A 13,674-nucleotide genomic window follows, 5' to 3' on the forward strand; every position below is an offset into this window, starting at 1 on the left:
GCTCCCACATTATTCCGGTGACGCGTCGCGGAGCGCGGCGGGCGAGGCGGGCAGGGTGTCCGGGGCCACCGCACCACCGGAAATGATGAAGGCCATCGCCTGGTCCATGGTCCAGTCGGTGGGCGTGAGCTCTTCCACCGCCACCACTTCCAGATAACCGCCGGTGGGATTGGGCGTGGTGGGAATATAGACGGCCGCCATTTCGCGACCGGTGCCTTCTTCGATCATCACGCGTGTGACAAAGCCCACTACCTTCATGCCCTTGCGCGGAAAATCGATCAGCACCACGCGCTGCACGCCCGAAGGCTTTTGTTGAAGTACGGCCATCAATTTCTTGGTGCCGCCGTAGATGGTCTGCACCAGTGGAATGCGTGCAAGCAATGCGTCAAAGCCGTCGATCAGGCGCTGGCCGATCACGCGGTTGGCGAGGGCGCCCAGGATGTACAGCACGCCCAGCGTCAGCAGCAGCGCAATGATGAAGGTGATCCACGCGTTGTTGAGCGCCATGCCGGCGAGCGGCGAGGTGGACGACAGCGTGGCCAGCAGCGCAGATGCCAGCGGCGTGCCGATACCGGCGAGCATGCTCAACACGAACTTGAACACCACCCAGGTCACCCACAGCGGAATGAAGGTGAGCAGGCCGGTGAACAGGTAACGCTTGATGCGCAGACGTTTCATGGAGGGATGCCGGGGAAGGGACGCGGCGATTGTCCCACGGGACTGGCTTCGCGTCGTCCCGAGTCGTCAGCCGCGGTGTCCCGCTGGCGACATCGCTAGGCAGTCGTGGCCGGCTGCTCGTTGGTCGACTCGTTGCGCGCCTTGGGCTTGAGTCGCACATACAGCTGCTTGCGTACACGTGCCACCACCTCGCCGCTGCGCGTGGTGATGTCCACGTCGAACCAGCGCAGCACCTTGTCGCCACCGGCGGCGGCTACGCGCAGTTCGTCGACCACCGAAGGCTTCAGCTTGAAATGGGCGTAGACATCCTCGCGACCCGGCGCGACGAAGTCGATGGCGCCGGCCTTGTCCCACACAAAGTAGTCGTTGCCCAGCTGATGCATGGCCAGCAACATCCAGAACGGGTCCGTCATGGCAAACAGATTGCCGCCGAACTGGGTACGCACGTAGTTGCGGTTCCATGGGCGCAGCCGCAGCACCACCCGCAGCTCGGACCAGTCCTCGGACACGTGCTGGACGCGAATGCTGTTGAACAGAAAGGGCGGCCACAAGTTCATCAGGCGGCGGAAGGTCGAAGCGCGCATAGGCAATAGGCTGGACGGTGAAAACCGGCCGAGTATAGCCCAAACATACGTAAGCGTATGGTTTGGTTGGCGGTAGGCCTTCGGCTTAGTTGAGCCCTCGCCCCGAATGGCCAAGCGCGAGCGCTGCCGCCAAGAAGTTTCGTGCTTATACTCGCCGCACGGCGGGGCTGCATGGGGCGCCACGCCACAGGGGAGAATGCATGGAAAAGCGAATCCAGCGCGCCGTTTTCGGCGTGCTTTGTCTGTTGTCGACTCCGTTGTTGGCCGCGGAGGTGACGTTCAATGATCTCGCGCGCCATCTGCAGTATGGCGAAGTGAAGATTTCGCCTGACGGTCGACACATTGCCGCCACGACGGTGGTGAAGAACAAGCCCATGCTGGCGCTGCTTGACCTGGGCACGAACAAGGGCGCGATGGTGACGCCACGCGAGGGCAACCAGGTCGTCGATTTCTGGTGGGCCAACGACAATCGCGTGATCTATACCGAAGGCACCAAAGTTTCCGGTTGGGATCGCCCTTTCGGCACCGGCGAAATCTTTGCCGTTGATGCCGACGGCAGCAATCCCAAGCTTCTTTTCGGCTACCGGGCCGGTGGCCAGGCGAGCGCCAGTCATATCCAGCATCAGGAGGCGGAGCGCGCAGATGGGGAGGTGATCGCGATATTGCGCAACGATCCTCGCCACATCCTGATTTCGGTCTCACCGTGGGATACCGGCGCCGAGGGTGCTTTCAACGACATCTATCTGCTGGACGTCAATGACGGTTCCAAGCGCACGCTGGGTAAGGCGCCCTTCCGCAACGCCAATTTCCTCGTCGACAATCATGGCGCCGTGCGCTTTGCCGAGGGCTACGACAGCCACGCCTACCCGGTGGTCTATTACCGCCAGAGCGATGACAAGCCGTGGACGCTTCTGTACCAGGGCACGACGGAAAAGACCGTGCCGTGGGCAATGGACTTCAGCCGGGACGATAGCAAGGTGTATAGCTCGTGCGGGGCGCCGGGCAAGGTATCCGCTCTTTGCGAATGGGATGTCGCCACCCAGAAGATGAGCGAGCCGCTGTGGAGCAGCGACACCGTCGAGATCAAAAGCCTGGTGTACAGCCTCGATGACCTGGACGTGGTAGGTGTGTATTCCGATCCGGGCGCGCCCACCGCGGAGGCTTTCGTTGCGGGCTCCGACGCGATGAAGGTCATCGGCACACTCTCGCGCGCCATGCCGGGCGAGAGCGTCAGCATCGTGTCGAGCTCGCGCGACGGCAGCAAGTCGATTGTGGTGGCCCATTCATCGATGGACCCCGGCACGTTCTATCTGTGGGACAACGCCACCGGCAAGGCCTCCGCGCTATTGCAGCGGGCGAGTTGGATCCATCCCAACCAGATGGCCGCCATGCAACCGATTGAATTGAAGGCACGCGACGGGCTCACCCTCCATGGTTATCTCAGCACGCCGCCGGGTAAGGAGGAGGCCAAGCATCTTCCGCTGGTGGTGTATGTCCACGGCGGTCCCTTTGGCGTTCGCGACTACTGGCGCTACGACCCGACGGTGCAGGCCTTGGCCACCCACGGCTATGCGGTGCTGCAGGTGAACTTTCGGGGCTCGAGTGGTTACGGAAACGCCTTCATGCGTGCCGGCTATCACGAATGGGGCGGCAAAATGCAGGACGACGTAACCGATGCCACCCAATGGGCGATCAAGCAGGGCATTGCCACGCCCGGGCGCATCTGCATTTTTGGCGGTAGCTATGGTGGCTACGCGGCGCTCGAAGGCGCCATGAAGGAGCCGGACCTCTATCGCTGCGCGATCGGCTATGTGGGCGTGTACGACCTGGGCCTGTCGCTTACGCGGGGAGGTGGGACGGGCAACACCATGGCTTCGAATTTCTGGAAGGCGCGCATGGGCAACGACGAGCAGGAACTGGCGTCCCGTTCGCCGGTGAACCAGGTGGATCGGCTCAAGGCCAACGTCATGCTGATTGCAGGTGGCCAGGACACGAACGTCCCGCCTGTCCACGCCGAGCGCATGCGCGCAGCGCTCGACAAGCGCGGCGTCGGGTATGAATGGCTGTACAAGTCCGACGAAGGCCACGGCTTCTATGACGAGAAGAACACCGCCGAGTTGTACGAACGCGTCACGCAGTTCCTCGACCGCTATATCGGCAGCAATGCAGGCGGTAGCGCGACGGCGGCGGGTTCGCCCTGATGAAACGCGAAGCCCATTCCCGCCAGGGAATGGGCTTCGGATGGCAAGTCACGGGGCGGGCGAGGAATGTCGCCCGCCGCGCAGCCGACTCAGAACAACAGCGACGCCATGCGGCGACGATAGCGGCCGACCAGTTCGGCGTCGTCGAGTGTGGTGAAGGCAGCCAGCAGTCGCTTCTTTGCCTGGCCGTCGTTCCAGTCGCGCGCCTTTTCCAGCGTGACCAGGAATTGATCCAGCCCCGCGGGGGCATCGCCTTCCAGCAGCAGGCGCACGCCGAGCAGGTCGCGCGCGGCCCAGTCGCCGGCATCGGCCTGCACGCGCTGCTGCAGCTCTGCCAGTGACGGTGCACCCTTGAGCGCGCGGGCCAGGTCGAGCTGGCTGCGCAGGCGAACGGCGCGGGCATCGGTGGCCAGGTTGGCGGGCAGGGAGCCAAGCTCCGCTTCGGCAGCGTCGGCATTGCCAGCACGCATCAGCGCCAGGGCGAGATCGAGCTTGAGCTCGGCGCGTTCCGGTTCGGCCGCGATGGCCTGCTGGATGCGATTGATGGTTTCTTCCGGCGACTCCGGTGCCGCCTCGAGCTCATCGTTCGCGGCGCCATCAAGCGGCTGCACATGGCGCAGCAGGAACTCGCGCAGCTGGCCCTCGGGCAGGGCGCCCTGGAAGCCATCGAGGATCTGGCCGTCTTTCACCAGCATCACCGTGGGAATGCTGCGGATGCCGAACATGCCGGCCAGCTGCTGCGACTTGTCCACATCGACCTTGGCCAGCCGGAAGGCGCCATTGAATTCGCCGGCCAGCTTCTCGAGCATCGGGCCCAGCGTCTTGCACGGGCCGCACCAGGTCGCCCAGAAATCGACCAGGATCGGCGTGGTCAGCGAGGCCTGTAGCACCTCGGCTTCGAAGTTGTCCTCGCGCACGTCAAACACATGCGTATCGGCGGTCGTGGCACTCACTGGGGACTCCCGTTGACGAATGCCCTTCACATCAGGGCGTCAGCCAGCATATCAAGGTCGCAGGGGCTTACGCCGCCCAAGCTTGAACGGCTTGTCCGGCCCCAGCGGCACTAGACACGGATATTTGCGAAAATCCCCCCATGAGCATGCCATCGCAAGGCATCAAACCCGCCATCGCGCCGCCCACCCTGTGGATATGCGAGCACTGCGACACGGTCTACCGTCGTCGCAAGCTGGCCCGTGGCGAAGTGGCCCGTTGCCTGCGCTGCGACGCCATCCTCGCCCGCCATCACAGTATCGGAGTGCGCGGCATGCTGGCCCTGGTGATCACCGCGATGATCGCCTTCGTGCAGGCCAACATCTGGCCGATCGTGACGCTGGGCCTCAATGGCCAGCTGATCAGCGCGACGCTGTGGGGCTGCATCATGATGATGTGGCGTGAGCACGCCGAGGTGGTGGCGGTGATTGCCGCCCTGACCTTGTTCTTCTTCCCCATCATCAAGATGGGCTTCCTGTTCTGGATCCTGGCTTATGCGCGTCTGCGGCGACGCGCGCCGGGGTTCCGCTGGATCATGGTGATGCTTTATCGCCTGGGTCCCTGGACCATGAGCGAAGTCTTCGTGCTCGGTGCGCTGGTGGCCATCGTCAAAGCGCACATGTATTTCGAAGTGCAGCCCAATGCAGGCATCTTTGCCTATGGCGTACTCATGCTGATCATCACGGCGTTCTCCAGCATCGACGTGCGCCGCTTCTGGGATCTGACCGAGGAGACGCCGGCATGAGCGAGCTTCTTCGCGCCAGCGACCTGGGCCTGATCGGCTGCCATGTGTGCCGCCTGGTCTGCCGCGATGTGAAGACGCCCGATGCAGTCTGTCCACGCTGCGGCTGCGCGCTGCACAAGCGCAAATCGGCCAGCTACACGCGGACCTGGGCCTTGCTGATCGCCGCATTCGTGTTTTACTTGCCCGCCAACGTCTTGCCCATCATGCGCACGGTGAGCCTGGGCGACGTGGACGACAACACCATCCTCAGCGGCATCATCGAGCTGTGGAGGAAGGGGTCGCCCGATCTGGCGGTCATCGTCTTCACGGCCAGTATCGTGGTGCCGGTGTTGAAATTCTTCGCGCTGAGCCTGCTGCTGATCAGCTCGCAACGCGGCAGCCAGTGGGCGCAGCGGCAGCGATCGAGGCTTTACCGGTTGGTGGAATTCATCGGTTACTGGTCGATGCTGGACGTGTTCGTGGTGGCGCTGTTGACGGCCTTGGTGCAGTTTGGCTTCTTCAGCCAGGTGGAACCCCTGCCTGGTGTGGTGTTTTTCGGGCTTACCGTGGTGATTACCATGCTCGCCTCGATGACGTTCGATCCACGATTGATCTGGGATGGCAGGGAATCCGATGACTGACGATAAAAACATCGCCGACGATCTGCCCGAACCGGTCGTGCAAAAGCCGCGCGTCAATGCATCGCTGGTCTGGCTGGTGCCGGTGATCGCGGCCCTGGTCGGTCTTTCGCTGGTGATCCACGCCTGGTACGACGCAGGCCCCACCATCAACATCAGTTTTCAGAGCGCCGAAGGCCTGGATCCGGGCAAGACGCCGGTGAAGTACAAGAGCGTGATCATCGGCAAGGTGAACACGGTGCGCCTCAGCGACGACCGCACCCACGTGGTGGCCAAGGTCGCGCTGGAAAAAAGCGCCAAGGGCTTCGCCACGGCGGACTCTCGCTTCTGGGTGGTGCGTCCGCGCATCGGGCTCGGTGGCGTATCCGGCATCGATACGCTGCTCTCCGGCGCATTCATCGGTGCCGACGCGGGGCAGTCGCAGGAACCCAAGGAAGACTTCGTGGGCCTGGAGACGCCCCCCACGGTCACGCATGGCGCGCCGGGCAGGACCTTCGACCTGCACACCGATGACCTGGGCTCGCTGGATATCGGCTCGCCCGTCTACTACCGCCGTATCCAGGTGGGGCGCGTCTCGTCCTACCATCTCAACAAGGACGGCAAGGGCGTGACGCTGCAGATCTTCATCGATGCGCCCAACGATCAGTTCGTCACCACGTCCTCGCGCTTCTGGAATGCCAGCGGCGTCGACGTATCGCTGGGCGCCGATGGCCTGAAGGTCAACACGCAGTCGCTGGCCACGGTGCTGGCGGGTGGCCTCGCGTTCCAGGATCCGCCGGGGCCGCATGACGCGACGCCGGCGCAGGAAAACGACGCCTTCACCCTGTTCAACGATCAGGCCACCGCGATGGCGCCGCCCGATGGCGAGCCTCGCTATATCCGCATGCGCTTCAACCAGTCGCTGCGCGGGCTGGCGGTGGGTGCACCGGTGGAATTCCTGGGCGTGCCGTTTGGCCGCGTGGTGTCCATCAACCTGGACTACGACGAAAAAACGCAGACCTTCCCGACCATCGTGGGCGCCGTGGTGTATCCGGCGCGCCTGGGCAAGGCGCACGACAAACTGGTGGCGATCGCCAAGTCGCAAGGCGACGACGAGCAGATGTCGGCGATGATGGGCAAGCTGGTCGATCGCGGCCTGCGTGCGCAGGCCCGCACCGGCAACCTGCTCACCGGCCAGCTGTATATCGCGATGGATTTCCTGCCCAAGGCGACCAAGGTGGACTTCGATGGCCGCACCAAGCCGCTGGAAATCCCCACCGCGCCGGGTGATTTCGACAAGATCCAGCAGCAGATTGCCGATATCGTCAACAAGATCCAGAAGGTGCCGTTCGACAGCATCGGCAACAACCTCGATCAGTCGCTGGCCGAACTGCACAAGACCTTGCAGCAGGTCAACGGCAGCGTCTTGCCGGAATTGAAGAACACGCTGCAGGGCGCGCAGAAGACGCTGGGCAATGCGGACAACGCGCTGGCGCCTGATTCGCAGCTGCAGCAGAGCCTGGGCGGCACGCTGCAGGAGCTGCAACGCGCGGCGCGTTCGCTGCGCGTCATGACCGACTATCTGGGCGCGCATCCGGATGCGCTGCTGCGCGGCCGGCGCGCCGACGACAAGCTGGCACCGATGCCGCCATCGACGGCGCCGGTGGAACCGTCACAAGGGAGCAAGCCATGAAGCGCTGGGGAACATTGAACCTGGCCGTCGCCACGCTGGCCCTGGTGCTGGGTGCCTGCGGTTCGGCGCCGCCACTGCGCTACTACACCCTGGTGCCGCCGGCCGGTGGCGATGCCACGGTGGCGACCACGGCCCAGCCGTTCCAGTTCGAATTGCTGCCGGTCACGGTGCCAGCCCAAGTGGATCAGCCGCAGATGGTGGTACGCGAAGGCGGGCAGGGCGTGGCGGTGCTGCAAGGCCAGCGCTGGATCGCGCCGCTGGGCGATGAAGTGCGCGGCGCGCTCGCCGCCGACCTGGCACGCAATTTCCGCGCGCAGGACGTGACCGGCCTGCCGAACCAGGGCAAGGCCACGGTGCGCATCAAGCTCGATATCCGCCGCTTCGATTCCGTGCCGGGCAGCTATGCCTATATCGACGCCGCCTGGAGCGTACGCCCGCCGAAGGGCGGCGACCCGCTGGCCTGCACCAGCCGCTTCAGCGAAACCGTGGGCGCGGGCTACGACTCTCTCGTGCAGGGACTTCAGCAGGCGATCAACCGCCTGGCCGGGCAGATTGGTGTGGTGGCCGGTGCCATGGCCGCTGGACAGAGCGCGAGCTGCCCCGCGGGTTGATGCTGCAGAACACCCTGTGGGAGCGCACCCTGTGCGCGACAAGCCTACGGAGCGCAAGCCCCAGCCGCCTGTCGCGCACAGGGTGCGCTCGCACAGAAATACGAAGGCGCGCGCCCGTTTTGCCACCGTTTGGCGCTGAACAGACCCCAATTCTGCTAGTCTGCCGCGTTCCCAGCTGACCATCGGAAAGGCCGGTGGCAGCCCGCAAAACACACGGCGCCGGACACATGCAGGACATTCAGGATCAAGGTTCCCAGGACCAGGGCAACGAGCAGGGTTACCAGCCGCAGGCGCTGGAAACTGCCGCTCAGGCGTATTGGCGCGAGCAGCGCGCCTATGAGGTGAAGGAAGATCCTTCACGCCCCAAGTTCTATTGCCTTTCCATGCTCCCGTATCCGTCGGGCGCGCTGCACATGGGCCATGTGCGCAACTACACCATCGGCGATGTGATCAGCCGCTACCAGCGCATGCAGGGCAAGAACGTGCTGCAGCCGATGGGCTGGGACGCATTCGGCCTGCCCGCCGAAAACGCCGCGATCAAGAACAAGACCGCGCCGGCCAAGTGGACCTACCAGAACATCGAGCACATGCGCAGCCAGCTGCAGCGCATGGGCTTTGCCTACGACTGGACCCGCGAATTCGCCACCTGCCGTCCCGATTACTACCGCTGGGAACAGTTGATGTTCACGCGGTTGATGAAAAAGGGCATGGCCTACCGCAAGAACGCGGTGGTGAACTGGGATCCCGTGGATCAGACCGTGCTGGCCAACGAGCAGGTGGTCGACGGCCGCGGCTGGCGCTCCGGCGCGCTGGTGGAAAAGCGCGAAATCCCGCAGTGGTTCCTGAAGATCACCGACTACGCGCAGGAACTGCTCGACGGCCTGGACACGCTGCCGGGCTGGCCGGACGCCGTGAAGACCATGCAGCGCAACTGGATCGGTCGTTCCGAAGGCCTGGAAATCCATTTTGACGTGGAAGGCGAGCGCGAACCGCTCACCGTCTTCACCACGCGCCCCGATACGCTGATGGGCGTCACCTTCGTGTCGATCGCGGGTGAGCATCCGCTGGCGCTCAAGGCCGCGCAAGGCAACGAAAGGCTCGCTGCCTTCCTGGACGAGCTCAAGCACGGCGGCGTGTCCGAAGCCGAGCTGGAGACGCAGGAAAAGCGCGGCATGGATACCGGCATCGAAGCCATCCATCCGCTCACCGGCGAAAAAATCCCGGTGTTCGTGGCCAACTTCGTGCTGATGGGCTATGGCACCGGCGCCGTGATGGCCGTACCCGGCCACGACCAGCGCGACTGGGAATTTGCCAAGCGCTACAGCCTGCCGATCAAGATGGTGGTGGTCGATCGCGCGGTGCTCGACGCCGTGGCCGAGATCAATCACGACTTGCGCAAGGGCGTCGGCGCCGATCCCATGCGTGCCGCGCTGGGCAATGGTGGCAACATCGATGCCTACGAAACGTCGGCCGCGGTGCAGCTGATCGAATCGTTCGAGCAGAGCATCCAGGAAGACGGCGCGTTTACCGAGCGCGGTTACCTGGTCAATTCCGACGAATTCGACGGGCTCGATTACGGCCAGGCGTTTGACGCCATGGCCGCGCGCTTCGAGCGCGAAAACAAGGGCATCCGCCGCGTGAACTGGCGCCTGCGCGACTGGGGCGTGAGCCGCCAGCGTTACTGGGGTTGCCCGATCCCGGTGATCTATTGCCCGAGCTGCGACGCCGTCCCGGTGCCGGAAGACCAGCTGCCGGTGGTGCTGCCTGAAGATGTGGCGTTCTCCGGCGTGCGCTCGCCGATCAAGGCCGATCCGGAGTGGCGCAAGACGACTTGTCCGCAGTGCGGCGGCCCGGCCGAGCGCGAAACCGATACCTTCGACACCTTCATGGAGTCGAGCTGGTACTACGCCCGCTACACCAGCCCGGGCGCGAGCGACCAGGTCGATGAGCGCGCCAACTACTGGCTGCCGGTGGACCAGTACATCGGCGGCATCGAGCACGCCATCCTGCATCTGCTGTACTTCCGCTTCTATCACAAGCTCATGCGCGATGCGGGCCTGGTGAAAGCGGACGAGCCGGCCACCAACCTGCTGTGCCAGGGCATGGTGATCGCCGAGACGTTCTATCGCGACAACGCCGACGGTTCGAAGGACTGGATCAACCCTGCCGACGTCGAGATCGAGCGCGACGACAAGGCGCGCGTGATCGGTGCGCGTTCGAAGCACGACGGCCAGCCGGTGAAGATTGGCGGCACCGAGAAGATGTCCAAGTCCAAGAACAACGGCATCGACCCGCAGGCAATGGTGGACAAGTACGGCGCCGACACCGTGCGCCTGTTCTCCATGTTTGCCGCGCCGCCGGAGCAGTCGCTGGAGTGGAGCGAGGCCGGCGTGGAAGGCATGGCGCGCTTCCTGCGCCGCTTCTGGCGCGAAGTGACCACGCATGCGTCCAACCCGGATCATCCGGTGGTCGATCCGTCCGCGCTGGACGCCGGCCAGAAGACGCTGCGCCGCCAGGTGCATGAAACCATCCAGAAGGTGAGCGACGATTTCGGTCGCCGCCACTCCTTCAACACGGCGATTGCCGCGCTGATGGAACTGCTTAACGCATTGAACAAGTTCAACGACCAGAGCGACCAGGGTCGCGCCGTGCGCCATGAGGCGCTGGAGGCGATGGTGCTGCTGCTCAACCCGGTGGTGCCGCATGTGAGCCACGCGCTGTGGCAGGTGCTTGGCCATCCGGCGTCGGTGCTGGAAGATCAGGCCTGGCCGCAGGTAGACAGCGCCGCGCTGGTGCGCGACTCGCTCACGCTTGCGGTTCAGGTCAACGGCAAGTTGCGCGGTACCATCGAGGTGGCTGCCAACGCGTCGAAGGAAGAAGCCGAGGTGCTGGCCCGCGCCCACCCGCAGGTTGCCGCCTTCCTGGAAGGCCAGACCGTGCGCAAGGTGATCGTGGTGCCGGGCAAGATCGTCAACATCGTCGCAGGATGAAATCCATGAGCCGTGTGTTCCAAGCTTCGCTGCTGTTGATGTCCATCGCCGTGCTGGCGGCCTGCGGCTTCCATCTGCGCCAAAGCGTGGCCTTGCCCCCGGGCATGCAGCGCGTCCACGTGACCGCCGCCAACGTCAATCTCCAGCGTGGGCTCGAGCGGGCGCTGTCGAGCTCGGGCATCACGGTGGAGGAACATGGCGGCACTGGCATTGCGGAACTCAATGCATCGCTGGCCCAGTTCAGCACCGATACGCTGACCGTCAGCGGCCAGGCACGCGTGACCGAATACACCGTGCGCTATCACGTCGAGTTCGACGTGAAAGACGGCGTCGGCCAGCCGATGTTGCCGCATCAGCGCATCGATATGCAGCGCGAATTCAGTTACGACGCGACCAACACGGTCGGCACCACGGCGCAGGTGGACGCGATCCAGGGCAGCCTCAACGACGACATGGTCGACGCCATCCTGTTCCGACTGCAGGCCGCTGGCCGCCATCCGGGCCAGACTGCGGCTGCCGCGGCAGCGCAGGAAGCCCAGCCGGCTCCGGCCAGCAGTACGCACTAAGACACCGGGCCGTCATGCCGCTCAACGCCTTGCAATGGCAGAAATCGCTGGCCGCCGATCAGCTGCGGCCGGTCTACCTGCTGGCTGGCGAAGAACTGCTGGTGCTGGAAGCGGCCGACGCGTTGCGCGCGCAGGCGCGCAAGCTCGGTTACGCCGAGCGCGAAGTGCTGGAAGTGGGCAACCATTTCGATTGGGATGACCTCGCGCGTGCGGCCGCCGGCATGTCGCTCTTTGCCACGCGCCGCCTGCTTGACCTGCGTCTTCCCACCGGTCGTCCCGGCACCGAGGGCGCCAAGGCCATCAACGAGTTCTGCGCCAATCCGCCGCCCGACGTGACCTTGCTGATCACGGCGATGGACTGGAGCAACAAGCACGAAGGCGCCTGGACCAAGAACCTCGACGCCGCCGGCGCGCTGGTGGTGTTCAACGCGCCCCGCCCGAACGAATGGGCTGCATGGATCGGCGCACGATTGTCGTCGCGGGGCCTGTCCGCCACACCGGATGCGGCCGCCTTGCTGGCCGAACGCGTCGAGGGCAACTTGCTTGCCGCGGCACAGGAAATCGACAAGCTCGTCGTGCTGCACGGACAGGGCAAGATCGATGCGCAGGAGATGGCCGATCTCGTTGCCGACAGTGCACGTTACGACGCTTTCAAACTGACCGATGCGGCGTTTGCGGGCGAGGGCGGTCGTGCGCTGCATATACTCGCCGGATTGCATGCCGAGGGCGAGGAGCTCATCGGCCTGATGGGCTGGCTGGTAAATCAATTGCAGCTCGCACTGCGCCTGGCCAATGCACGTGACTTTGCCGCGCAGGCACGTGCGGAACGCCTGTGGCCGGCCCGTGAACAATTATTCCGCAAGGCACTGCGCCGCGCGCCGCGCGAACACTGGCTGCAGTGCCTGGCACGCGCGGCACGCATCGATCGCATGGCCAAAGGCCGCGAACAAGGCGATGCCTGGCTGGAAGCCGAGCGCCTGATCGCCGCCATCGCCGAACCGCGGGCGGCGGGCGCACTGGCATGAAGCCGCTGGCGCTATTCGGCGGCACCTTCGATCCGGTGCACCTGGGACACCTCAGCGTCGCCTGGGAAGCGTCCGAGCTGCTCGACGCCGAAGTTCGCCTGATGCCGTCGCACGTGCCGCCCCATCGTCACGCGCCCACTGCATCCCCCGCACAGCGCGTGGCGATGTTGAACGCAGCGCTGCAAGGCCAGGATCGCCTGAGCCTGGATACGCGCGAACTGCGCCGCGAGGGGCCCTCGTACACGATCCACACCTTGCGCGAATTGCGCGAGGAGCAGGGCGATCGCCCCCTGGTTTTGCTGCTGGGCGCCGACGCGTTCGCCAATCTGCCTAGCTGGCACAGCTGGCGCGAACTGTTCGACTACGCGCACATTGGCGTGCTCAATCGACCGGGCATCGATGCAGCGTGGTCGGTGGAGCTGGCCGTGGAAATCCTGCCGCGGCGCGTGAGCGACCCCAAGGTATTGCAAGAGTTGCCGGGCGGCAAAGTCATCGAGCTGGCGGTGACGCCGCTGGAAATTTCCGCCACGCGTATCCGCGATCTGTTGGCCGAAGGCCGCGATCCGCGTTACCTGTTGCCCTGCGGGCTGTTTGAAGACCCGTCGGTGCTCGCGCCGTATCGCGCATAGCGGAATTGCGCCGCTGCGGTGGCGTGACCAATCCCTTTGTAGGCGCGCACTCGTGCGCGACCAGCCGACGGAGCGGAACACCCAAACGCTGCGGTCGCGCACGAGTGCGCTCCTACAAGGCCGCGCACGGTCTCGGATTTAGTGTTACGGCCCCGCTCTGTGTAGGAGCGCACCCTGTGCGCGAACACCTGACGGAGCCGTACATCCAAGCGCCGCGGTCGCGCACAAGTGCGCTCCTACAAGGGTTATGCAGGTTCGTGGGTTGAGGATCAACCTTGCCGGTCGGCTCTTTGTGGGAGCGCACCCTGTGCGCGACAAACCTACGGAGCGGTACACCGCAGCGTGGCTGTCGCGCACAGGGTGCGC

12 protein-coding genes are annotated in these 13,674 nt (G+C 64.6%); 9 read left to right on the forward strand and 3 right to left on the reverse strand.

Annotated elements, in window-relative coordinates; all coding sequences use genetic code 11:
- Positions 1–9: 9 nt before the first annotated feature.
- The gene (locus tag AC1DE1_RS09270) at positions 10–678 is read right to left on the reverse strand and encodes a DUF502 domain-containing protein (RefSeq protein WP_477175463.1); all 669 of its coding nucleotides are present in this window, start codon (positions 676–678) and stop codon (positions 10–12) included.
- 95 nt (positions 679–773) lie between these two features.
- Positions 774–1,262 carry a DUF4442 domain-containing protein gene (locus AC1DE1_RS09275; RefSeq protein ID WP_477179062.1) on the reverse strand — a complete coding sequence of 163 codons (489 nt, stop codon included), beginning with the start codon at positions 1,260–1,262 and terminating at the stop codon, positions 774–776.
- Positions 1,263–1,462: 200 nt separating this feature from the next.
- On the opposite strand from AC1DE1_RS09275, the gene AC1DE1_RS09280 reads away from it, so the two are divergent.
- Positions 1,463–3,463 carry a S9 family peptidase gene (locus tag AC1DE1_RS09280; protein WP_477175465.1) on the forward strand — a complete coding sequence of 667 codons (2,001 nt, stop codon included), beginning with the start codon at positions 1,463–1,465 and terminating at the stop codon, positions 3,461–3,463.
- A gap of 89 nt (positions 3,464–3,552) precedes the next feature.
- On the opposite strand, the gene trxA is transcribed toward AC1DE1_RS09280, so the two are convergent.
- Complete coding sequence (gene trxA, locus AC1DE1_RS09285; protein ID WP_477175466.1) at positions 3,553–4,416, reverse strand: thioredoxin; 864 nt, start codon at positions 4,414–4,416, stop codon at positions 3,553–3,555.
- 140 nt (positions 4,417–4,556) lie between these two features.
- Here trxA and AC1DE1_RS09290 point away from each other — a divergent pair, with 140 nt between their 5' ends.
- From AC1DE1_RS09290 to nadD, 8 genes are all read left to right on the forward strand, one after another.
- On the forward strand, positions 4,557–5,198 hold the full coding sequence (locus AC1DE1_RS09290; protein WP_441602682.1) for a paraquat-inducible protein A: 642 nt from the start codon (positions 4,557–4,559) through the stop codon (positions 5,196–5,198).
- Positions 5,195–5,818: a paraquat-inducible protein A gene (locus AC1DE1_RS09295; protein ID WP_441602683.1), complete on the forward strand. Its 624-nt coding sequence runs from the start codon at positions 5,195–5,197 to the stop codon at positions 5,816–5,818. Before AC1DE1_RS09290 ends, AC1DE1_RS09295 begins: the two co-directional genes overlap by 4 nt.
- Positions 5,811–7,487 (forward strand): PqiB family protein, encoded by a 1,677-nt coding sequence (locus AC1DE1_RS09300; RefSeq protein WP_477175467.1) that lies wholly within the window; start codon positions 5,811–5,813, stop codon positions 7,485–7,487. The genes AC1DE1_RS09295 and AC1DE1_RS09300 overlap by 8 nt, the downstream gene beginning before the upstream one ends.
- Positions 7,484–8,098, forward strand: coding sequence for a PqiC family protein (locus tag AC1DE1_RS09305; RefSeq protein ID WP_477175468.1), 615 nt, complete (start codon positions 7,484–7,486; stop codon positions 8,096–8,098). Before AC1DE1_RS09300 ends, AC1DE1_RS09305 begins: the two co-directional genes overlap by 4 nt.
- Positions 8,099–8,325: 227 nt before the next feature.
- Positions 8,326–11,088 (forward strand): leucine--tRNA ligase, encoded by a 2,763-nt coding sequence (gene leuS, locus AC1DE1_RS09310; RefSeq protein WP_477175469.1) that lies wholly within the window; start codon positions 8,326–8,328, stop codon positions 11,086–11,088.
- A 5-nt stretch (positions 11,089–11,093) separates the two neighbouring features.
- A complete protein-coding gene (locus AC1DE1_RS09315; RefSeq protein ID WP_441602687.1) occupies positions 11,094–11,654 on the forward strand; it encodes an LPS-assembly lipoprotein LptE in 561 nt (186 codons plus the stop codon).
- A gap of 14 nt (positions 11,655–11,668) precedes the next feature.
- The gene (holA, locus tag AC1DE1_RS09320; RefSeq protein ID WP_441602688.1) at positions 11,669–12,679 is read left to right on the forward strand and encodes a DNA polymerase III subunit delta; all 1,011 of its coding nucleotides are present in this window, start codon (positions 11,669–11,671) and stop codon (positions 12,677–12,679) included.
- The gene (gene nadD / locus AC1DE1_RS09325) at positions 12,676–13,308 is read left to right on the forward strand and encodes a nicotinate-nucleotide adenylyltransferase (protein WP_121878460.1); all 633 of its coding nucleotides are present in this window, start codon (positions 12,676–12,678) and stop codon (positions 13,306–13,308) included. Before holA ends, nadD begins: the two co-directional genes overlap by 4 nt.
- The last annotated feature ends 366 nt before the right edge of the window (positions 13,309–13,674 follow it).

The sequence above is a fragment of the Dyella sp. 05T440 genome, assembly GCF_056395965.1.